The sequence below is a fragment of the Ferrovibrio xuzhouensis genome (assembly GCF_042648965.1).
Classification (GTDB): Bacteria; Pseudomonadota; Alphaproteobacteria; order Ferrovibrionales; family Ferrovibrionaceae; genus Ferrovibrio; species Ferrovibrio xuzhouensis.
The window spans coordinates 285,524-305,453 of the sequence record NZ_JBHRYJ010000003.1 but is presented as its reverse complement, the minus strand read 5'-3'; the positions used below and the strand labels follow the sequence as shown (position 1 = coordinate 305,453).

Genomic DNA, 19,930 nt, shown 5'->3' with positions numbered 1-19,930 from the left:
CGCGTGTTTACTCCCTGGACCTGGGCTGCAGTTATTCGGCGGCCTGGCGAAAACCCTGCGGGTTCCAGCTCGCCACATAGCCGCCGAATTCGACGCTCTCGGCCGCCGCGCCGACATCCAGCGCATCGCGGGTGTCGAGCATCACCGCGACCTCGTCGGTCTCTTTCCTTGCGGCTTTGGCGCCAGTGGCAAAAGCCTTCGGATGCGGGCCGTGCGGGAAGCCGCAGGGGTGCAGGGTGATCATGCCGGGATGGATGTTGTCACGGCTGAAGAATTCGCCGCGGTGATAGAAGATCACCTCGTCGTAATCGTCGTTGTTGTGGAAGAACGGCACCTTCAGGGCCTGCGGGTCGCTCTCGATCGGGCGCGGCACGAAGGTGCAGACGACGAAACGCGAGGCCAGGAAGGTGGTATGCGCCGACGGCGGCAGGTGATAGCGGTGGCTCATCAGCGGACGGATGTCGCGCCAGTTCAGCTTCACCGCCGTGAGGTCACCCTTCCAGCCGACCACGTCGAGCGGGTTGTAGGGGTAGGTCACAGTCGAGAGCTGGTCGCGCCGCTTGATGACGACGCGCCAGTTGCGGCCGCCCGACGCCGGCCCCTTCTGCTGCTGGGCGCGGAAGGCATCGTCGAGCGCCGGAATCTGCAGCACGCCGGGATCGAAGATCGCATGCGGACCGACCAGGCCCTTCTCGGGCAGGCGATAGCTGTCGTTGGTCGCCTCGATCAGCAGGAACCGGCTCGGCCGCGCCGGCTCCAGGCGCCACATGGTGCCGCGCGGCAGCATGATGTAATCGCCTTCGGCATAGGACAGGTGGCCGAAGTCGCAGAACAGCTCGCCGTCGCCGTCATGCACGAACAGCAGCTCGTCGCCGTCGCCATTGCGCACCAGATGGTCCATCGCCGCGGTCAGCAGCAGATGCCGGTATTTGACATGGGCATTGCCGAGCAGCAGGCGTGCCTGCCACGGGCAGTCGACGGCGTCGGCGAATTTCGTGGTGTCGAAGGCGCGCGGTTTCAGCGGGCCCTCCCAGTCGATCCAGCCGGTCGGCGGGTTCTGGTGGTAGAGATGGGCAGCAGGACCGAAGAAGCCCTCCTTGCCCATCTCGCGCTCAAAGGTGCCCTCCGGCAGGGCGACATGCGCCTGGCGCGATGCCTGCCCCTCGCTATGGATCATCGGTATCCATGTCTTGGCCATGGGGTTCCTCCTGTGGACTCGGGCTTGTTCAGTTGGCCTTCAGCACGCCGCGGCGGATCTGGTCGAGTTCGATCGATTCGAACAACGCCTTGAAATTACCCTCGCCAAAGCCCTCGTTGCCCTTGCGCTGAATGATCTCGAAGAAGATCGGCCCGATCACCGTGTCGGTGAAAATCTGCAACAGCAGGCCCTGGTTCTCGGTCGGGGCGCCGTCGACCAGGATCTGCAGTTCCTTGAGCCGGGCGAGGTCTTCGTTGTGGCCGGGCACGCGGTCCGGCACCTGGTCGTAATAGGTATCCAGCGTCGACTGGAAGGGCACGTCGCGGCCGCGCAGGTTGCCGACCGTGCCATAGATGTCGCTGGTGCCGAGCGCGACATGCTGGATGCCTTCGCCGTGATAGGCGTCGAGGTATTCGGCGATCTGCGACTTGTCGTCCGAGCTTTCGTTGATCGGGATGCGGATCTTGCCGCAGGGGCTGGTCATCGCCTTGGATTTCAGGCCGGTCAGCTTGCCCTCGATGTCGAAATACTTGATCTCGCGGAAATTGAACAGCCGCTCGTAGAAGGCGGACCATTCCGACATGCGGCCGCGATGCACGTTATGGGTCAGGTGATCGACATAGGTCAGGCCGCAGCCGGCCGGATTGCGCTCGGCACCCGGAAGCGGCATGAAATCGACATCATAGATCGTGCCACGCTCGCCGTAGCGGTCGACCAGGTAGATCAGGCTGTCGCCGATGCCCTTGATGGCCGGGATGTTCAGTTCCATCGGGCCGACATGCTGCTCGACGCCCCAGGCGCCCAGCTTGATGGCGCGCTTGTAGGCGGCGGCGGCATCTTTCACGCGGAAGGCCATGGCGCAGATCGACGGGCCGTGGATGCGGGCGAAACTCTGGGCGAAGCTGGCCGGCTCGGCATTGAGGATGAAATTGATGTCGCCCTGGCGGTACAGTGTCACGTTCTTCGAGCGGTGCTTCGCCACGGCCATGAAGCCCATGCGCTCGAACAGCGCGGCCAGCTTCTCGGGCTCCGGCGCGGCATATTCGATGAACTCGAAGCCGTCGGTGTTCATGGGGTTTTCAAAGAGATCGGTCATGAGAGAATGCCTCCCGGGTTGTGTGCGGGGCGGTGCCGTGTTCGGCATTGCGATTGCCTGTCATAATAGTTACACTTGAAACTAATTTCAAGGCAAAAGCCCGTCATCGGGACTGAAACTGGGGGATGCATGGCCAGGGGGCCGCTCACACTGGAACGTTTCCTGCCGTACCGGCTGTCGGTGATCACCAACCGGATCAGCGGTGCGCTGTCGCGGCATTATGCGGTGCGCTTCGGCATCAGCATTCCGGAATGGCGGGTCATCGCCAATCTTGGCCGCTATCCGGGCCTCAGCGCCAACCAGGTGGCCGAGCGCTCGGCCATGGACAAGGTGACGGTCAGCCGGGCGGTGGCCGGGCTGGAGCGCAAGGGCCTGCTGGAGCGCGTGCGCGATGGCGCCGACAAGCGGCGGTCGCGGCTGACGCTGTCGGCCCGCGGCACCGATGTCTATGCCGAGATCGCGCCGCTGGCGCTGGGCTTCGAGCGCGACCTGCTGACCGCGCTGACGCCGGACGAGGCGCAGCAGCTCGACCGCATCATCGACAAGCTGAATGCGAAGATGAACGATCTGGCCTGATCCCGGCCGGCTTTGCTAAGCTTGCGGCGGTACCTGCCGTTTCGCTCAAGCAAAGGATGACCGCTGTGTCCGAAGATAAAGCCCTGTTCGACAAGGGACTGCCGATCCGTCGCGAGGTTCTTGGCGCCGACTACGTCGATGAGTCATTGGCCAAGGCGGATGACTTCATGATGGGCTTCCAGCGCGCGACGACCGCCTGGGCCTGGGGCTGGGCCTGGGGCGACCCGACGCTCGACCGCAAGACCCGCAGCATCATCAACCTGGCCATGCTGACGGCGCTCAGCAAGCCGCATGAGCTGAAGCTGCATGTGACGGGCGCCCTGACCAACGGGGTGTCGGTCGAGGAAATCAAGGCGATCCTGCTGCATGCCACCGCCTATTGCGGCATCCCGGCCGGCCTCGAGGCCTTCAAGGCGGCCCATGAGGTGCTGGTCAAGGAAGGCGCTTTGCCGGGCGGCAAATAGCCGGCTTACGGCTCCGGCGTCGTTTCCGGCGCCGGAGCCGCCGGATGGGCGGCCTGCTTCTGGGCGTCGATGCGCGCCTGGAAGCGCGCCTTGCCGCGGCGGTGCACGAAGAACAGCACGATGCCGACGGTGGCGAATATCCCCAGCATCACCAGGCCGAAGTCCTTGGCGATATCGCCGAGTACCGCCTCGAAGGCGACGCCGAGCATGTAGCCGACCCAGACAAAGCTGTTGGCCCACAGGCCGGCGGCAATGAAATTCAGCAGCGCGAAGCGCGGCCATGAGATCATGCTCATGCCCATGGCCAGCGAGGAGAAATTGCGCACGCCGTAGATGAAGCGGAAGCTGAGAATGAAGCCGATATGGTACTTGTGCAGCATGTCGAGGGCGATGTTGACGCCGCCCTGCAGTTTGGGGAACCGCTTCAGCAAACGATGGCCGAACCGCCGCCCGACCAGGAAATAGAGCTGGTCGCCGGCAAAGCTGCCGAGCCATGCAGCCGCCACCAGCCAGTACAGGCTGAGCGAGCCCTGGCTGGCCGCCGCGCCGGCAAAAATCACAAATGTCTCGCCTTCGAGGAAGGTCCAGAGAAACGTGATGATGTAAAACCAGTCGTGGTAGTCGGCGATCAGGTGATTGATGTCGATCTCCACGGAGCGGCAGCCTTGAACTCGATAAGGGTCAGATCAGGCCGGCAAGCGGCGATGACGGATCGGCATAGCGCTTTTTCGGCATGCGGCCGGACTGGTAGGCAAGGCGGCCGGCTTCGATAGCCAGTTTCATGGCGCGGGCCATGCGGATCGGGTCTTTCGCCTCGGCAATGGCCGTGTTCATCAGCACGCCGTCGCAGCCCAGTTCCATGGCGATGGCGGCATCCGAGGCGGTGCCGACGCCGGCATCGACCAGAACGGGCACCCTGGCATTCTCGATGATGATGCGGATGTTGACCGGGTTCTGGATGCCAAGGCCGGAGCCGATCAGGCCGGCCAGCGGCATGATCGCGCAGGCGCCGAGGTCTTCCAGCTTCTTCGCCGCGATCGGATCATCGGCGCAATAGACCATGACGTCGAAGCCGTCTTTGACCAGCAGCTTTGTCGCCGCCAGGGTCTGTTCCATGTCGGGATACAGCGTCTTTTGGTCGCCGAGCACCTCGAGCTTGACCAGCTTCCAGCCACCGGCCTCGCGGGCCAGCCGCAGGGTGCGCACGGCATCGTCGGCGGTGAAGCAGCCGGCGGTATTGGGCAGGTAGGTATAGATCTTCGGATCGACGTAATCGACCAGCATCGGCTGGTTGCGGTCGGTCACATTGACCCGGCGCACCGCCACGGTGACGATTTCGGCGCCCGAGGCCTCGATGGCCAGCCTGGTCTGCTCAAAATCCTTGTACTTGCCGGTGCCGACCAGCAGGCGCGAGCGAAAGCGCCGGCCGGCGACCTCGAAATAATCGTCCAGACCAGAACCCAGGGGCGCGTTGCCGCCGCCGATGAAATGCACGATCTCGATCCGGTCGCCGCTGTTCAGGCCGGTCTCGCCATAGGCGGAGCGCGGCACGATCTCGCGGTTCAGTTCGATGGCAATTTTGCGGGAATCGAGTTCCAGCGACGCCAGCAGCTGCGCCACCGTTGCCGCGCCCGCAACGTCGCGGGTCTCTCCATTGATCGTCAATTGCATGACCTGATCACCCCGGTGCTTGTTCTGTCCCAAGACTGTCAGATGGGACCGGAAAAGCGCGCCGACAATAGTGCGGCCGGCGGAGAGGGGCAACCCTTTACCGGCCGCCACGGAATCTGACAAGGCTTTGTAATGTCACGCTTCTGCAGTAAAATCCCGCCACTATGAGGAGGAACAGATGCTGCTTTACGGTTATTTCCGGTCTTCGGCTGCATACCGGGTCCGGATCGCCCTCAATCTCAAGGGGCTGACCTACGACTACCGCTTCATCCATCTGCAAAAGAATGACCAGCTTTCCCCCGAATATGCCGGAATCAACCCGCAGAAACTGGTGCCGACGCTGGATGATGGCGGCCATCTGCTGACCCAGTCGCTGGCGATCATCGAATATCTGGAGGAAACCCGCCCGGAACCGGCCCTGCTGCCGCGCGACCCGGTCGAACGGGCGCGGGTCCGGGCACTGGCCCAGGCGATCGCCTGTGATATTCATCCGATCAACAACCTTCGCGTGCTACGCTATCTGATGAAGGACCTTGGCGTCGCCGAGGACAAGAAGGATGCCTGGTATCGCCACTGGGTGGAGGACGGCCTGCAGGCGGTCGAAACCATTCTGGCCAGGGATCCGGCAACCGGCCGCTTCTGTCACGGTGACAGCCCGACCATCGCCGACATCTGCCTGGTGCCGCAGGTGGCCAATGCCCGCCGCTTCAAATGCGACCTGTCGGCCTGTCCGACCGTCGAGCGGATCGCCGCCGAATGCGCCCAGATCGAGGCTTTCGCCCGGGCGGCCCCGGACAAGCAGCCGGATGCGGAATAATCCGGACTCCGGGTCTGTGAGGCGGAGCCGGCTGCCGCTATGGGGGCTGGCTGTCCTGCTGGTTGCCGGCATGGTTGCGGCCGGCCCGGTGGCTGCGCAGGATGCGGCGCGGACCGAGCCGCGGTTCCTGCGGATCGGCACCGGCGGCCAGGGCGGCACGTATTTTCCGATCGGCAGCCTGATCGCGCGGGCGATCAGCGACACGTCGAAAGGCACCGACTGTCCCGATGCGCGCTGTGGCGTGCCCGGTCTGATCGCCGTGGCGCAGACGTCGAACGGTTCGGTATCCAACGTCGATGCGCTGCAGAATGGCGAGATCGAGGCCGCGCTGGTCCAGGCCGACGTGGCCGACTGGGCCTTCCGCAGCACGGCGCTGTTCGCCGGCCGGCCGGCGCATGACCGGCTGCGGTTCCTCGCGCATCTCTATTCCGAGGCGATGCATGTGGTGGTGCGGCGCACGGCCGGCATCCGCCGCTTCGCGGATCTGCGCGGCCGTCCGGTGGCGCTGGACGAGCCGGGATCGGGCACCCTGATCAATGTGCGCAACCTGCTGGCCGCCTACGGCATGCAGGATAACGACCTGCGCGGCGTCTATATCAAGCCGGACCTCGCCATGAGCCGCATGGTTGCCGGCAAGCTCGATGCCTTTTTTATTCTCGCCGGCTGGCCGGCCAAATCCGTCGCCGACGCCGTCGGAGCCGGCTATGCCACGCTGCTGTCGCTTGATGATGGCCAGATCGACGGGTTGATCAAGGCCAACCCGTTCCTCAATCGCGGTCAGATTCCGGCCGATGCCTATGCCGGCACCCCGGCGGTGACGACCTTCATGGTCGGGGCGCAGTTGCTGGTGCGCGCAGATCTGCCGGACGATCTGGTGGCAAATATGCTTGCGGCCATGTGGAGTGAACGCGGCCACCGGATTCTGGTGAAAGGCCATCTGCGCGGCGCGGATATCCGTCTGCCCGATGCGCTGACCGGGCGGACCCTGCCGCTGCATCCCGGTGCGGCGCGTTTCTACCGGGACCATGGTCTGTTGCAATGAAGTTCGGGTTCGGGCGCAGCCAGACCCGCATCGCCGTCGCCCTGATCGTGCTGGGCGCCATCGGCATTGCCGTCTATCTGCAGGATACCCTGACCTCGGTGGCGCGCGACCTGCCGGTGACGTTGCTGGACCAGGAGCGCGATGCGGAAACCCTGACCCGCGAAATCAGCTATCTGGCCTGGGCGATCGAAATCTGGCGTCGCGAGCCGATCGCGGTCAATCGCGAGCGTGTGGCGATCTATCTGGGCGAGGCGCGCCGCCGGGCCGACGTGCTACGGGCCAACTACAATCTCGACAACATGGTGGGTGCGGCCGGCATGTATGCCGTCGCCAACCCGGTGATCCAGGATCTGCAGTCCTGGTTCGACAACGGCGTGCCGGGGCAGGCTCCCGAATCCGTTGCCACCATGGCGCTGATGTACGGCCGGGCCCGCGATGCCGAGAAACAGCTGGTCACGCTGTTGGCGGAATCGCGCGAGATGGCGCGTAACATGCTGCTGCTGCAGGAGAGCCGGCTGGATCGTTTCGCCAATGGCGTGGGCATCCTCACCGCCTTCGCGGCGGCGCTGCTGCTCGGCCTGGTGCTGCTGCTGTTCCGGCAGCGGCATCTGCTCGACCTGAAGGAACAGGCCGAGGCCGGCGCACTGGCGGCCAAGCGCGCCGCCGAGGAGGCGAACCGGGCGAAATCGGAATTCCTCGCCAACATGAGCCACGAGCTGCGCACGCCGCTCAATGCCATCAACGGCTTTTCGACCATCATCCGCGACGAGATGCTGGGTCCGGTCAGCCCGCCGCGCTACCGGGAATATGCCGCCGACATCCTGTCCAGCGGCGAGCATCTGCTGGCGATCATCGGCGACATCCTCGACCTGTCCAAGGTCGAGGCCGGCAAGTTCGAGCTGGCCGATGACGAATTCGATGCCGGCGAGATCATGGATGCGGCGGTGCGCCTGGTGCGCGAGAAGATGGTGCAGGCGCATCTTACCCTGGACATTGTGCCGCCGGCGCGACCGGTGCATCTGCGCGCCGACCGGCGTGCCCTGCTGCAGGTGCTGATCAATCTGCTGACCAATGCCGTGAAGTTCACCGCGGCAGGTCGCGTCACCCTGTCGGCCGGGCCCGATGAAGACGGCGGCTTTGCCTATGTGGTGGCGGATACCGGGATCGGCATGACGCTGGCGCAGATCCGGATCGCGATGCAGCCCTTCGGCCAGATCCAGAATGCCATGACCCGCATGCAGTCCGGCACCGGCCTCGGTCTGCCGCTGAGCGAGCGCCTTGTCACCATGCATGGCGGACGACTGCAGATCGAATCGACGCCGGGCGAGGGAACCCGGGTCACCGCCCACTTGCCGCGGCAGCGGGTGGTGGAATGGGGTCAGCCGCCCAGTGCGGAGAGGGCCCCCGGCAGGTCGTCGTAATGATCGACCAGCCGGTCGGCACCAAGCTCGGCAGCCGGAATGCGGGTATAGCCGAAGCTGACCACCACGCTCGGCAGGCCGGCGGCTTTCGCCGCATTGATGTCGTTCGCTGAATCGCCGACCATCGCGGCCCAGCCGAAGGGGGCGCCTGTCATGCGCTCCAGCGTGCCGTGGATATGGGCAGGATCGGGCTTGCGGACCGGCAGGGTGTCGCCACCCACCACGGCGCTGAAAAAGCCGGACAGGCCGAGCTGGTCGAGCAGGCTGCGGCTGAGGCCTTCGGGCTTGTTGGTGCAGACCGCCATGGCATAGCCCTGCTCGGCCAGTCGGGCCAGGCAGGAGACCGTACCGGGGAAGGGCCGGCTGGTATCGGACAGATGCGCGGAATAGTAGGTCAGGAAGGCCGAAAATGCGGCTTCGAAGATATCCGGCGCCGGCATGCCACCGGTCGCCTTCATGCCTTTCTCGATCATGGCCCGCGCGCCGTCGCCAACCATCTGCCGCACCGCTGCAAGGCCCACGGCCGGCCGGCCGACCTGCTGCAGCGCGTGGTCGGTGGCGGCCGAGAGATCGGGCGCCGTATCGACCAGCGTACCGTCCAGATCGAAGAGAATAGCTTTGCGAATCATGATGTTACATTTTGAAAGAGCCTGAAACAGACGGAAAGAGCATTTGATTTCCATCCGCCCCGGCAGCTATGACACTGTCCCGCCGCGTTGCAGCGGCGAATCGCTTTCCTGACGCAGCTTTTCTACACGGATCGGATCGATGGCGAAACGGACAACAGCAGTGGTTATCCTGGCGGCGGGCCAGGGCACGCGGATGAAGTCGCGGCTGCCCAAGGTGCTGCATCCGGTGGCCGGCCTGCCGATGGTCCGCCATGTACTGGATGCGGCCGCCACACTGAAGCCGGAGCGTGTCGTGGTCGTGGTCGGCAAGGGCCAGGAGAACCTGGCGCAGGCAGTGGCGCCGGCCGCGGTCGTCGTGCAGGACCCGCCACGCGGCACGGGACATGCGGTGATGGCGGCACTGCCGGCGCTGAAGGGCTTCACCGGCGATGTGCTGGTGCTCTATGGCGACACGCCGCTGCTGACCCCGGACCTGCTGAAGCGCCTGCTGGCGGCGCGCCGGGCCAAGGCCGATCCGGCCGCCGTGATCACCGGCTTCACGCCGGCCGATCCTGCCGCCTATGGCCGGCTGATCGTCGGCCGCAACGGCGCGCTGGAGAAGATCGTCGAATACAGGAATGCCGATGCGACCGAACGCGCCGTCCGCCTGTGCAACGCCGGGCTGATGGCCATCGATGGCGCGCGGCTGCCGGCCCTGCTGAAGAAACTGACCGACCGCAATCCCCAGGGCGAATACCTGCTGACCGATATCGTCGAGCATGCCCGCGCGCAGGGCTGGACCTGCCGTGTGACCGAAGCCGATCCGGTCGAAGTGATGGGAATCAACAACCGCGCCGAGCTGGCGGTCGCCGAGGCGGCGCTGCAACAGCGCCTGCGCCGGCAGGCCATGGCCGCCGGCGTCACCATGACGGCGCCGGAGACCGTATACCTGCGCACCGATACCCGTTTTGGCCGCGATGTCACCATCGAACCCTTCGTGGTGTTCGGCCCCGGCGTTACGGTCGGCGACGATGTGCTGATCCGCAGCCACAGCCATGTCGAGGGCGCCAGCATCGCCGCCGGCGCCACCATCGGGCCCTTCGCCCGCCTGCGGCCCGGTGCTGCGATTGCCGAAGGTGCGCATATCGGCAACTTCGTCGAGATCAAGAATGCCCGCATCGAGAAGGGCGCCAAGGTCAATCACCTGACCTATATCGGCGACGCCCGGGTGGGCGCGGCAGCCAACATCGGCGCCGGCACCATCACCTGCAATTACGACGGCTACTTCAAGTCGCATACCGATATCGGCGCCGGGGCTTTCATCGGCTCGAATTCGGCGCTGGTCGCACCGGTGAAGATCGGCGCCGGCGCCATCGTCGCCGCCGGCAGCGTGATCACCCGTGACGTGCCGGCCGATGCGCTCAGCGTCGGCCGCGGCAGGCAGGAAGACAAACCGGGCTTCGCCGCGAAGTTCCGCGCCATCAAATCGGCCCAGAAGGCCAAGAAGAAGTAGCAGGAGTTTTTCCATGTGCGGAATCGTCGGTGTCATCGGCTCGCGTGACGTTGTTCCCCTGCTGGTCGATGGCCTGAAGCGGCTGGAATACCGCGGCTATGATTCGGCGGGCATCGCCACCCTGTCGGCCACCGGCGCCATCGAGCGCCGCCGCGCCGAGGGCAAGATCGTCCGGCTGGAAGACAAGCTGCGGAACGAGCCGATGCAAAGCCTGATCGGCATCGCCCATACCCGCTGGGCCACCCATGGCGCGCCGAACGAAGCCAATGCTCATCCGCATGCCACCGAACGGGTCGCCATGGTGCATAACGGCATCATCGAGAATTACCGCGAGATCGGCGAGGAGCTGATCGCGCGCGGCCACAAGTTCCAGAGCCAGACCGATACCGAGGTGGCGCTGCGGCTGATCGACCAGTATCTGGCCGACGGCAAGTCGCCGGAACAGGCGGTGCTGGCGGCACTCGGCCGGCTGCGCGGCGCCTTTGCGCTCGGCATCCTGTTTCATGGCGAGGAAGACCTGCTGATCGGCGCCCGTCGCGGCGCGCCGCTGGCGGTCGGCTTCGGCAATGGCGAGATGTATCTCGGCTCGGACGCGCTGGCGCTGGCGCCGCTGACCGACCGCATCGCCTATATGGAAGAAGGCGACTGCGTCATCCTCAGCCGCACCGGCGCGCGGTTCCTCGATGCCGACGGCAAGCCGGCCGAGCGTGTGGTGCGCGCGACCGCGATCAGCGGCGCCATGATCGGCAAGGGCAACTATCGCCACTATATGCTGAAGGAGATCTACGAGCAGCCGGCGGTGATGGGCGATACCATCAATACCGTGATCGGCCCGAAAGACCGTCTGGCCCATCTGCCCGATCTCGGTATCGATCTCGGCAGCATCACGCGGATCACCATCGTCGCCTGCGGTACCTCGTATTATTCCGGCATGGTCGCGAAATACTGGCTTGAGCGTTATGCCCGCATCGGCGTCGAGGTCGATGTCGCTTCCGAGTTCCGCTATCGCGAGGCGCCGGTCGACACCCAGGGGCTGGCGATCTTCATCTCGCAGTCGGGCGAGACCGCGGACACGCTTGCCGCCATGCGCTACGTCAAGGCCCAGGGCGGCCGAACGCTGGCCATCGTCAACGTGCCGGAAAGCAGTATGGCGCGCGAGGCGGACGGTATCCTGCTGACCAAGGCGGGCCCGGAAATCGGCGTCGCCTCGACCAAGGCGTTTACCTGCCAGCTGGTGACGCTCGCAGCCTTCAGCCTGGCAATGACGCAGGCACGCAACGCCCTGCCGGCCGAGGAGGTGCGCCGGCTGATGGCCGCGCTGGTCGAAGTGCCGGCGCGGGCAGCAGAAGTGCTGAACCATGACGACGACCTGCATGCCCTGGCCGAGAAGATCATGGATGCCCGCGACGTGCTGTATATCGGCCGCGGCCCGTGTTTCCCGCTGGCGCTGGAAGGCGCGCTGAAGCTGAAGGAAATCTCCTATATCCATGCCGAGGGCTATGCCGCCGGCGAACTGAAGCACGGCCCGATCGCCCTGATCGACGAGGTGGTCCCGGTGATCGTGATCGCGCCGAGCGACAGCCTGTTCGAGAAGACCATCTCGAACATGCAGGAGGTGATGGCACGCGGCGGCAAGGTCATCTTCATGTCCGACAGGAAGGGCCTGGCCCATGTCGACGACCGCACCTTCGCCACCGTTGTGCTGCCCGAGGTCGAGCCTTTCGTGGCGCCGATCCTCTATGCCATTCCGGTGCAGTTGCTGGCCTATCATGTCGCCGTGCTCAAGGGCACCGATGTCGACCAGCCGCGCAACCTCGCCAAGTCGGTGACGGTAGAATGAGGGCGGGCGAATGAGTGTCGTCGAACGCGGACTGCTGCCGTTCCGGCTCAGCATCTGCGGCGTTGCCGAACTCGGCCAGCAGGGCGAGGTTAGCCATATCCTCGGCATCCTCGATCCCGGGACGCCGGAACCGGAGGGCTATGTCCACCATCCGGCCGCCCGGCGCGATGACTTCCGGTTCTATGACATCGTGACGGCCGAGCCGGCCCGGGCCCTGCCCAGCGAGGCCGACATGGCGGCAATCCTGGCGGTCGGCGAAAAACTGGCCGGATCACAAGTCCGTCACCTGCTGGTGCATTGCTACGCCGGGGTGTCCCGCTCGACGGCGGCTGCCATCGCCCTGATGAGTCAGCGCAACCCCGGGCGGGAAGCGGATATTTTTGCTGCGCTCGCCGATATCCGGCCCCGGGCCTGGCCTAATACGGTGCTGGTCGGCCATGCCGACCGCCTGCTGGGGCGCGGCGGCGCGCTTGTCGAAGCGCTCCGTCTGCACCACATTGCGACAGCCCATCGCTATCCCGAGGTTCGGACCTTGATCTCCAGCGTCGGTCGTGGGCATGAATTGCCTGCGGAGTATGCGGAAGGACCGGACCCCTATGAGCCAGTATGACTTCGACCTCTTCGTGATCGGTGGCGGATCGGGCGGCGTGCGCGCCGGCCGGATCGCCGCGGGCCATGGCGCGCGCGTCGCGGTGGCCGAGGAATACCGTTACGGCGGCACCTGCGTGATCCGCGGCTGCGTGCCGAAGAAGCTGCTGGTCTACGGTTCGGCCTTTGGCCATTATTTCGAGGATGCCGCCGCCTTTGGCTGGACGGCGCCGCCGGCCAGCTTCGACTGGCCGACCATGATCGCCGCCAAGGACAGGGAAATCGGTCGCCTCGAGACGATCTATCGCGGCCTGTTCGAGAATGCCGGCGCGAAGACCTTCGACGGTCGCGCCACGCTGAAGGACGCCCATACCGTCGTCATCAATGACCGGGCGGTGACGGCCGACAAGATCCTGATCGCCACCGGCGGCCACCCGGTCAAGCCGGCGGTGCCCGGCGCCGAGCTGATGATCACCTCGAACGAGGCCTTTCACCTGAAGGCGATGCCGAAGCGCATCATCATCATCGGCGGCGGCTATATCGCCTGTGAATTCGCCGGCATCTTCAATGGTTTTGGCGCCGGGGTGACGCAGCTGTACCGCGGCGAGCAGATCCTGCGCGGCTTCGATCACGATATTCGCGGCCACCTGGCCGGCGAGCTGGTCAAGAGCGGCATCGACCTGCGGCTGAAGACCGATGTGGCCAGGCTGGAAAAGCAGGGCAATGCCCTGCTGGTGCATCTCACCGACGGCAACACCATGGAAGCCGACGCGGTCATGGCCGCCACCGGCCGGCAGCCGAACACCAACGGTCTCGGTCTCGAAGCGGTTGGCGTGAAGACCGACGCCGAGGGTGCCGTTGTCGTGAACGAATATTCGCGCAGCAGCGTCGAGAACATCTACGCCGTTGGCGACGTCACCAACCGCATGAACCTGACCCCGGTGGCGATCCGCGAGGGCCATGCCTTTGCCGACACGGTGTTCGGCAAGAAGCCGCGCTCCATGGATCATGCCAATGTCCCGGCCGCCGTGTTCAGCCAGCCGCCGGTCGGCACCATCGGGCTGAGCGAAGACGATGCCCGCAAGCAGTATGGCGAGATCGACGTCTACCGCACGACCTTCCGGCCACTGAAGGCGACCGTATCGGGCGGCGAGGGCCGCGTGATGATGAAGCTGGTGGTCGATGCGCGCAGCGACCGGGTGGTCGGCGCCCATATGGTCGGCGACGATGCCGGCGAGATCATCCAGGGCCTCGCCATCGCCATCAAGGCGGGCGCCACCAAGGCCGATTTCGACGCCACGGTTGGCGTGCACCCGACGGCGGCCGAGGAATTCGTCACCTTGCGCGAAAAGGTGCGCGAACCGGTGAAGGCCTGATCGCATGGCGGTGGCCGCTGGCCTGCGTCATGATGCCGGGATCACCCTGATCCTCGGCGGCGCCCGCTCCGGCAAGTCGCGCCTGGCCGAGCAACTGGCCGAGCGGCGCGATGGCACGGCGGTCTATATCGCCACCGCCGAGGCGCGCGATGACGAGATGCGGGCACGGATCGCCGAACACAAGGCCCGCCGCGGCGGGCGCTGGCGCAGCATCGAGGCACCGGTCGCGGTGGCCGAAGTGCTGCGTGCCCTGCCGCCGGAAAGCGGCGTGGTGCTGATCGACTGCCTGACGCTCTGGCTGTCCAACCTGATGCATGCCGGGCGTGATATCGGCGCCGAGACCGCCGAGCTGCTGGCGGCCCTGCAGGCCGTGGTGTTTCCCGTGCTGCTGGTTTCCAACGAGGTCGGCCTCGGCATCGTGCCCGACAACAAGCTCGCCCGCAATTTTCGCGACCATCAGGGCCGGCTCAACCAGGCGGTGGCACAGGTGGCCGACCATGTGGTTTTCACGGCGGCCGGTCTGCCGCTGGTGCTGAAGTGACGGCTGGGCCGGCGCAGGCCCGCGCCCTGATGTTCCAGGGCACCGGGTCCGATGTTGGCAAGTCGGTGCTGTGTGCCGGCGTGATCCGGGCGCTGGTGCGGCGCGGCCATCGCGTGCTGCCGTTCAAGCCGCAGAACATGTCGAACAACGCCGCCGTCACCGCGGAGGGCGGCGAGATCGGCCGGGCCCAGGCCCTGCAGGCCCGCGCCGCCGGGGTTGCATCCAGCGTGCACATGAATCCGGTGCTGCTGAAGCCGCAGGGTGACCGCACCTCGCAGATCATCGTGCAGGGCCGCATGCACGGCACGACCGACGCGCGCGGTTATCTCGGCCGCAAGGCCGAGCTGTGGCCTTTCGTCGCCGACAGCTTCGCACGGCTTCAGGCCGATGCCGATTTCGTCATCGTCGAGGGAGCCGGGTCGCCGGCCGAGGTCAACCTGCGCGCCAACGACATCGCCAATATGGGCTTTGCCCGGCGTGCCGGCGTGCCGGTGGTGCTGGTGGGCGATATCGACCGCGGCGGCGTGATCGCCAGCCTGGTCGGCACCGATGTCCTGCTGGAGCCCGATGAACGTGCGCTGGTCGCCGGTTATGTGATCAACAAGTTCCGCGGCGACCCCAGCCTGTTCGACGACGGGCTCGGGATCATCACTGATCGCACCGGCTGGCGCAGTTTCGGCGTGCTGCCGCATCTGCCGGAGGTCGGCCGCCTGCCGGCCGAGGATGCCGTCGCACTGGACCGTCCGGGCGATGGCGCCGGCGATGTCGTGATCGCGGTGCCGCGCCTGAAACACATCGCCAATTTCGACGATTTCGATCCGCTGCGGCAGGAAGCCGGCGTACGGCTGGTCTTCGTGCAGCCCGGCCAGCCGCTGCCGGGCGATGCCGCGCTGGTCATCCTGCCTGGCTCCAAGGCCACCATTGCCGACCTGAAGTTCTTTCGCGAACAGGGCTGGGACCTCGATCTCGCCGGACACCTGCGGCGCGGCGGCCGCGTGCTCGGGATTTGTGGCGGCTTCCAGATGCTTGGGCGCAGTATCGCCGATCCGCATGGCATCGAGGGGGTGCCGGAAGCCGTCGAGGGCCTCGGCCTGCTGCAGGTCGAAACCGTGCTGGAAGGCAGCAAGACGCTGGTCGAAACCCATGGCTACGAGCGTTTCACCGGCGAGGCGATCCGCGGCTACGAGATGCATGTCGGCGCGACCATGGGGCCGGATGCCACGCGGCCGCTGCTGCGACTGGCCGGCCACCATGACGGCGCGGTGTCGGATGACGGCCGGGTGGCGGGCTGTTACCTGCATGGCCTGTTCGCTGGCGATGGTTTCCGCCGCGCCTTCCTGTCGGCGCTGGCCGGCCGGGATTTCGGCCTCGGGGATTACGAGGGCGGCGTCGAGGCAGCGCTCGATGCCCTGGCCGAAGCCATCGAGCGCCATCTCGACGTCGACGCGCTCATCGCTGCAGCGCGATAGCCGACAGCACCACCACAGCCGCCAGCAGGCTGCAGGCGACGACATAGAGGCGGAGCGCGCGGCGGATATCGCCGGCGTCCGCCGCCGCCCGCCCGTCCGGCCCACCCATCCAGTGATCTTCGACCCAGGCATCGCCGTAACGGCGCGGCCCGGCGAGTTTCAGGCCCAATGCCCCGGCCATGGCGGCTTCGGGCCAGCCGGCATTGGGCGAACGGTGCCGGCCGGCATCGCGCTCGACGGCGCCGAAGGCCGCGGCCGGCCGGGCACCGGGCAGCAGAGCGGCGGCGAGGACGAGCAGCAGGGCGGACAGGCGCGAAGCCGGCAGGTTGACCAGATCGTCGAGCCGCGCCGCCGCCCAGCCGAAGGCACGGTATCTGTCGCTGCGATGACCGATCATGCTGTCGGCGGTGTTGATCGCCTTGTAGATCACGATGCCGGGCAGGCCGGCGACGGCAAGCCAGAAAGCCGGTGCCACCACGCCGTCGGAAAAGTTTTCGGCCAGACTCTCGATGGCGGCGCGACTGACGGCGGCGGCATCGAGGCTGTCGGGGTCGCGACCGACGATCATCGCCACGGCGGCGCGGCCGCCGGCCAGTCCGTCCTGTTGCATCCCGCGGGCCACGGCCGCCACATGGCTGTAGAGGCTGCGCTGGGCGATCAGGCTGGCGGCCAGAACGGCTTCGGCCAGCCAGCCCCACGGCAGGCTGTGCAGAACGATACTGATGCTGGTCGCGACGCCGCCGCAGATCGCCACAACGACCAACACCGCGAGTGCGCCAGCGGCACGGCGCCGGCTGTTGCGCCAGTCCGGCCGGTTGAGGGCCATGTCCAGCTTGCGAATCAGGCTGCCGATCCACACCACCGGATGCCGGATGGCGCGATACAGCGCATCCGGATATCCGATGATGGCATCGAAGCCGAGCGCGGCGGCCAGGATCCAGAGGTTGATCGCCGCCGCCGTCACCGTAAGATCATCAACCATGACCGACATGAAGGCCACCATGGGCGAGACGGCCGGCCCCAGTCAATCGGCGGTGCCTAAACATGGCGGCGACCTGACCGCGCTGAAGGCGATGCCGGATGCTTTCGCCGGCGACTGGCTCGACCTGTCGACCGGCATCAACCCGCTGCCCTGGCCGGTGCCGGCGGTTGCACCGGATGCCTGGCAGCGTCTGCCCGAAGCCGCTGCCGAACAGGCGCTGCTGGCGGCGGCTCGGCAGTGTTACGGCTGTCCGGCGGAAGCGGGCCTCGTGGCGCTGCCGGGCACCCAGGCGGCGATCCAGTTGCTGCCCCGGCTGTTCGCGCCGGCACGGGTGACCGTGCTGGGACCGACCTATGCCGAACATGCCCATTGCTGGCGGCCGGCGCGCCATGCCGTGACCGAGACCGACAGCCTGCCGGCCAATCTCGGCGGCACCGACATCCTGATCGCGGTCAACCCGAATAACCCCGATGGGCGTATGCTCGGTCGCGACCTGCTGCTGCGCTGGCAGGCGGAACTCGCCGCCCGCGGCGGCTGGCTGATCCTCGACGAGGCCTTTGCCGATGTGGTGCCGGAGGCCTCGCTGGCATCGGAAGCCGACCGGCCGGGGCTGGTGATCCTGCGCTCGTTCGGCAAGTTCTTCGGGCTGGCCGGCCTGCGGCTCGGCTTCGTGCTGGGCGATCCGGTGGTGACCAACGCCTTGCGGCAGGCGGCCGGCCCCTGGGCGGTCAGCGGTCCGGCGCTGGCCATCGGCACCGCGGCGCTGGCCGATACCGGCTGGCAGCAGGCGATGCGCGACGAGCTGCGCGCCCGGGCGCGTCGCTTCGACCAGATGATGCGCGATCGCGACATCCATGTGCTGGGCGGCACCAGCCTGTTCCGGCTGGCGAAGGTTGCCGATGCGGCCGGCTTTGCCGCGCGGCTGCAGCAGCAGGGCATCCACGTCCGCATCTTCGAGCAGCGGCCGCAGTGGATGCGTTTTGGCCTGCCGGCCGATGAGGCCGAATTCTGGCGGCGCTTCGACCGGGTGCTGGTCTAGCGGCTGCCGCGCAGCAGGCTGCGCTTGTGCAGCAGGCTGGCGATGATGACGAACAGGCTGACCACGCCGATCAGGATGGTGGAGATGGCGTTGATCTCGGGCGAGACACCGAGCCGCACGGCGCTGTAGATGCGCACCGGCAGGGTGGTGGCGCCGGGACCGTTGACGAAGGAGGCCACCACCACGTCATCGAGCGACAGCGTGAATGCCAGCAGCCAGGCAGCGACCAGCGCCGGCAGCAGGCTCGGCACCGTCACCAGCAGGAAGGCCTTCACCGGCCCGGCGCCAAGGTCGCGGGCTGCGGCCTCCAGATTGGGATCGAGGCTGACCAGCCGCGACTGCACGACCACCAGCGCATAGGCGGCGCCGATGGTGGCATGGGCCATGGCCACGGTGGCGATGCCGCGCTCGACGCCGAGCGAGATGAACAGCAGTAGGGTGCTGACACCGAGGATCACGTCGGGCAGCACCATCGGCGCCAGCATCAGGCCACCGAAGGCGCCGCGACCGGGAAACCGGCGCAGCCGGGTCAGCACCAGGGCGCCCAGCGTACCGAGCAGGGTGCCGAGCGTGGCCGCGATGATGCCGATGCGCAGCGACATCCAGGCCGCTTCCAGATAGGCGGGCGTGGAAAACAGCACGCTGTACCAGTGCAGCGAAAAGCCGCCCCAGACCGTCACCAGCCGCGAGGCGTTGAACGAGAAGACGATGACCAGCAGGATCGGCAGGTAGAGGAAAGCCAGCCCGAAGACCAGGGTGGTGACATGGATGGCGGCAAGGCCGCCGGGGTCCCTGCGCCTCATGACTGCACGCCCGGCTTGCCGCCGAGTTCCAGCCGCTGCAGCCACAGGGCAGGTGCCAGCAGCAGGGCGGTCAGCAGCACCGCCAGCGCGCTCGCCATGGTCCAGTCGCGGTTGGAGAAGAATTCCGTCCACAAAGCCTGGCCCAGCATGATGGTGGCCGAGCCGCCGAGCAGGTCGGGGATGACGAATTCGCCCACCGTCGGGATGAACACCATCAGGGCGGCGGCCAGAATCCCCGGCCGGGCCAGCGGCACGGTGACCAGCCAGAAGGCCCGCAGCGGAGAGGCGCCGAGATCGATGGCAGCCTCGGCCAGCCGCGGCGACTGGCCGACCAGGCTGGCATAGATCGGCAGGATGGCGAACGGCAGGTAGGTATAGGTCATGCCGACGACGATGCCGAAACCGGTGTTGATCATGATCAGCGGCGTGTCGATCAGGCCGAGCGCCATCAGCGCCTCGTTGATCAGGCCTTCGGGCTTCAGCAACGCAATCCAGGCATAGACGCGGATCAGGAACGAGGTCCAGAACGGCAGGATGATCAGGGTCAGCATCAGCGGCTGCCAGTTCGCGCTGACCCGGCTGACCGCGCGGGCGATGGCCAGCCCGAGGGCCAGGCAGCACAGAGTTGCAATGCTCGCATAGAGCAGGCTGTTGCCCAGTGCGCGCAAATACAGCGGATCGCTGACGATCAGTGCGTAATTGTCGAGATGCGCCTTCAGCACCGGGCCGTATTCGCCGGGCTGGAACAGCGCGGAATAGGGCGGTTGTGCCAGCAGCGGCTCGGCGAAGCTGATCTTGAAGATCAGGCCGAGCGGCACGGCAACGAACAGCAGCGTCCAGACCGCCGGCAGGGCAAGCAGGGCGAGGCCGCGGCGGGTCATGGGCG

20 protein-coding genes are annotated in these 19,930 nt (G+C 66.5%); 12 read left to right on the top strand and 8 right to left on the bottom strand.

Annotated features, from left to right (window positions below; translation table 11 throughout):
• Positions 1 to 31: 31 nt before the first annotated feature.
• Together ACFOOQ_RS15215 and hppD are read right to left on the bottom strand one after the other, a co-directional pair.
• Positions 32 to 1,198, bottom strand: coding sequence for a homogentisate 1,2-dioxygenase (locus ACFOOQ_RS15215; RefSeq protein ID WP_379728180.1), 1,167 nt, complete (start codon positions 1,196 to 1,198; stop codon positions 32 to 34).
• A 28-nt stretch (positions 1,199 to 1,226) separates the two neighbouring features.
• Positions 1,227 to 2,294 carry a 4-hydroxyphenylpyruvate dioxygenase gene (gene hppD, locus ACFOOQ_RS15210; RefSeq protein ID WP_379728178.1) on the bottom strand — a complete coding sequence of 356 codons (1,068 nt, stop codon included), beginning with the start codon at positions 2,292 to 2,294 and terminating at the stop codon, positions 1,227 to 1,229.
• Between the two features lie 129 nt (positions 2,295 to 2,423).
• Between hppD and ACFOOQ_RS15205 the strand changes: the two genes are divergently transcribed.
• Together ACFOOQ_RS15205 and ACFOOQ_RS15200 are read left to right on the top strand one after the other, a co-directional pair.
• Entirely contained in the window at positions 2,424 to 2,870 is a 447-nt protein-coding gene (locus tag ACFOOQ_RS15205) for a MarR family winged helix-turn-helix transcriptional regulator (RefSeq protein WP_379728176.1), read from the top strand.
• 65 nt (positions 2,871 to 2,935) lie between these two features.
• The gene (locus ACFOOQ_RS15200; protein ID WP_449265810.1) at positions 2,936 to 3,334 is read left to right on the top strand and encodes a carboxymuconolactone decarboxylase family protein; all 399 of its coding nucleotides are present in this window, start codon (positions 2,936 to 2,938) and stop codon (positions 3,332 to 3,334) included.
• Positions 3,335 to 3,339: 5 nt separating this feature from the next.
• Here the strand turns inward: ACFOOQ_RS15200 and ACFOOQ_RS15195 are convergent, their stop codons facing one another.
• Positions 3,340 to 3,987, bottom strand: coding sequence for a DedA family protein (locus tag ACFOOQ_RS15195; protein ID WP_379728172.1), 648 nt, complete (start codon positions 3,985 to 3,987; stop codon positions 3,340 to 3,342).
• 28 nt (positions 3,988 to 4,015) lie between these two features.
• Positions 4,016 to 5,005, bottom strand: a complete 990-nt coding sequence (gene thiS, locus ACFOOQ_RS15190) for a sulfur carrier protein ThiS (protein ID WP_379728170.1) — start codon at positions 5,003 to 5,005, stop codon at positions 4,016 to 4,018.
• A gap of 178 nt (positions 5,006 to 5,183) precedes the next feature.
• On the opposite strand from thiS, the gene maiA reads away from it, so the two are divergent.
• Genes maiA through ACFOOQ_RS15175 form a run of 3 tightly spaced genes read left to right on the top strand, consistent with a single transcriptional unit; the run spans position 5,184 to position 8,285 of the window.
• Entirely contained in the window at positions 5,184 to 5,822 is a 639-nt protein-coding gene (gene maiA, locus ACFOOQ_RS15185) for a maleylacetoacetate isomerase (RefSeq protein WP_379728168.1), read from the top strand.
• A gap of 16 nt (positions 5,823 to 5,838) precedes the next feature.
• Entirely contained in the window at positions 5,839 to 6,864 is a 1,026-nt protein-coding gene (locus tag ACFOOQ_RS15180; RefSeq protein WP_379728166.1) for a TAXI family TRAP transporter solute-binding subunit, read from the top strand.
• Complete coding sequence (locus ACFOOQ_RS15175) at positions 6,861 to 8,285, top strand: sensor histidine kinase (RefSeq protein ID WP_379728164.1); 1,425 nt, start codon at positions 6,861 to 6,863, stop codon at positions 8,283 to 8,285. The genes ACFOOQ_RS15180 and ACFOOQ_RS15175 overlap by 4 nt, the downstream gene beginning before the upstream one ends.
• Here the strand turns inward: ACFOOQ_RS15175 and gph are convergent.
• The gene (gph, locus tag ACFOOQ_RS15170; RefSeq protein ID WP_379728162.1) at positions 8,243 to 8,914 is read right to left on the bottom strand and encodes a phosphoglycolate phosphatase; all 672 of its coding nucleotides are present in this window, start codon (positions 8,912 to 8,914) and stop codon (positions 8,243 to 8,245) included. The genes ACFOOQ_RS15175 and gph overlap by 43 nt on opposite strands.
• Positions 8,915 to 9,053: 139 nt before the next feature.
• Between gph and glmU the strand changes: the two genes are divergently transcribed.
• Genes glmU through ACFOOQ_RS15140 form a run of 6 tightly spaced genes read left to right on the top strand, consistent with a single transcriptional unit; the run spans position 9,054 to position 16,220 of the window.
• Entirely contained in the window at positions 9,054 to 10,406 is a 1,353-nt protein-coding gene (gene glmU, locus ACFOOQ_RS15165; RefSeq protein WP_379728160.1) for a bifunctional UDP-N-acetylglucosamine diphosphorylase/glucosamine-1-phosphate N-acetyltransferase GlmU, read from the top strand.
• A gap of 13 nt (positions 10,407 to 10,419) precedes the next feature.
• The gene (gene glmS / locus ACFOOQ_RS15160) at positions 10,420 to 12,246 is read left to right on the top strand and encodes a glutamine--fructose-6-phosphate transaminase (isomerizing) (RefSeq protein WP_379728158.1); all 1,827 of its coding nucleotides are present in this window, start codon (positions 10,420 to 10,422) and stop codon (positions 12,244 to 12,246) included.
• 10 nt (positions 12,247 to 12,256) lie between these two features.
• Positions 12,257 to 12,856 (top strand): tyrosine phosphatase family protein, encoded by a 600-nt coding sequence (locus tag ACFOOQ_RS15155; RefSeq protein ID WP_379728156.1) that lies wholly within the window; start codon positions 12,257 to 12,259, stop codon positions 12,854 to 12,856.
• Positions 12,843 to 14,210: a glutathione-disulfide reductase gene (gene gor / locus ACFOOQ_RS15150; protein ID WP_379728154.1), complete on the top strand. Its 1,368-nt coding sequence runs from the start codon at positions 12,843 to 12,845 to the stop codon at positions 14,208 to 14,210. The genes ACFOOQ_RS15155 and gor overlap by 14 nt, the downstream gene beginning before the upstream one ends.
• Before the next feature lie 4 nt (positions 14,211 to 14,214).
• Positions 14,215 to 14,751: a bifunctional adenosylcobinamide kinase/adenosylcobinamide-phosphate guanylyltransferase gene (gene cobU / locus ACFOOQ_RS15145; RefSeq protein ID WP_379728152.1), complete on the top strand. Its 537-nt coding sequence runs from the start codon at positions 14,215 to 14,217 to the stop codon at positions 14,749 to 14,751.
• 29 nt (positions 14,752 to 14,780) lie between these two features.
• Entirely contained in the window at positions 14,781 to 16,220 is a 1,440-nt protein-coding gene (locus ACFOOQ_RS15140) for a cobyric acid synthase (RefSeq protein ID WP_379728665.1), read from the top strand.
• On the opposite strand, the gene cbiB is transcribed toward ACFOOQ_RS15140, so the two are convergent.
• The gene (gene cbiB, locus ACFOOQ_RS15135) at positions 16,201 to 17,202 is read right to left on the bottom strand and encodes an adenosylcobinamide-phosphate synthase CbiB (protein ID WP_379728150.1); all 1,002 of its coding nucleotides are present in this window, start codon (positions 17,200 to 17,202) and stop codon (positions 16,201 to 16,203) included. The genes ACFOOQ_RS15140 and cbiB overlap by 20 nt on opposite strands.
• Between cbiB and cobD the strand changes: the two genes are divergently transcribed.
• Entirely contained in the window at positions 17,201 to 18,241 is a 1,041-nt protein-coding gene (gene cobD / locus ACFOOQ_RS15130; protein ID WP_379728148.1) for a threonine-phosphate decarboxylase CobD, read from the top strand. The two genes, cbiB and cobD, sit on opposite strands and share 2 nt — an antisense overlap.
• Here cobD and ACFOOQ_RS15125 read toward each other — a convergent pair.
• Positions 18,238 to 19,044: an ABC transporter permease gene (locus ACFOOQ_RS15125; protein WP_379728146.1), complete on the bottom strand. Its 807-nt coding sequence runs from the start codon at positions 19,042 to 19,044 to the stop codon at positions 18,238 to 18,240. The two genes, cobD and ACFOOQ_RS15125, sit on opposite strands and share 4 nt — an antisense overlap.
• Positions 19,041 to 19,925, bottom strand: coding sequence for an ABC transporter permease (locus ACFOOQ_RS15120; protein WP_379728144.1), 885 nt, complete (start codon positions 19,923 to 19,925; stop codon positions 19,041 to 19,043). Before ACFOOQ_RS15120 ends, ACFOOQ_RS15125 begins: the two co-directional genes overlap by 4 nt.
• Positions 19,926 to 19,930 lie beyond the last annotated feature (5 nt).

Excerpts from the sequence above, each read along its gene's own strand:
- cobU (WP_379728152.1), top strand. The coding sequence starts at position 14,215 with ATGGCGGTGGCCGCTGGCCTGCGTCATGATGCCGGGATCACCCTGATC.
- ACFOOQ_RS15215 (WP_379728180.1), bottom strand. The coding sequence starts at position 1,198 with ATGGCCAAGACATGGATACCGATGATCCATAGCGAGGGGCAGGCATCG.
- ACFOOQ_RS15125 (WP_379728146.1), bottom strand. The coding sequence starts at position 19,044 with ATGAGGCGCAGGGACCCCGGCGGCCTTGCCGCCATCCATGTCACCACC.
- glmS (WP_379728158.1), top strand. The coding sequence starts at position 10,420 with ATGTGCGGAATCGTCGGTGTCATCGGCTCGCGTGACGTTGTTCCCCTG.
- gor (WP_379728154.1), top strand. The coding sequence starts at position 12,843 with ATGAGCCAGTATGACTTCGACCTCTTCGTGATCGGTGGCGGATCGGGC.
- gph (WP_379728162.1), bottom strand. The coding sequence starts at position 8,914 with ATGATTCGCAAAGCTATTCTCTTCGATCTGGACGGTACGCTGGTCGAT.
- ACFOOQ_RS15175 (WP_379728164.1), top strand. The coding sequence starts at position 6,861 with ATGAAGTTCGGGTTCGGGCGCAGCCAGACCCGCATCGCCGTCGCCCTG.
- hppD (WP_379728178.1), bottom strand. The coding sequence starts at position 2,294 with ATGACCGATCTCTTTGAAAACCCCATGAACACCGACGGCTTCGAGTTC.
- glmU (WP_379728160.1), top strand. The coding sequence starts at position 9,054 with ATGGCGAAACGGACAACAGCAGTGGTTATCCTGGCGGCGGGCCAGGGC.
- ACFOOQ_RS15205 (WP_379728176.1), top strand. The coding sequence starts at position 2,424 with ATGGCCAGGGGGCCGCTCACACTGGAACGTTTCCTGCCGTACCGGCTG.
- cbiB (WP_379728150.1), bottom strand. The coding sequence starts at position 17,202 with ATGGTTGATGATCTTACGGTGACGGCGGCGGCGATCAACCTCTGGATC.
- maiA (WP_379728168.1), top strand. The coding sequence starts at position 5,184 with ATGCTGCTTTACGGTTATTTCCGGTCTTCGGCTGCATACCGGGTCCGG.
- thiS (WP_379728170.1), bottom strand. The coding sequence starts at position 5,005 with ATGCAATTGACGATCAATGGAGAGACCCGCGACGTTGCGGGCGCGGCA.
- ACFOOQ_RS15155 (WP_379728156.1), top strand. The coding sequence starts at position 12,257 with ATGAGTGTCGTCGAACGCGGACTGCTGCCGTTCCGGCTCAGCATCTGC.
- cobD (WP_379728148.1), top strand. The coding sequence starts at position 17,201 with ATGACCGACATGAAGGCCACCATGGGCGAGACGGCCGGCCCCAGTCAA.
- ACFOOQ_RS15140 (WP_379728665.1), top strand. The coding sequence starts at position 14,781 with ATGTTCCAGGGCACCGGGTCCGATGTTGGCAAGTCGGTGCTGTGTGCC.
- ACFOOQ_RS15120 (WP_379728144.1), bottom strand. The coding sequence starts at position 19,925 with ATGACCCGCCGCGGCCTCGCCCTGCTTGCCCTGCCGGCGGTCTGGACG.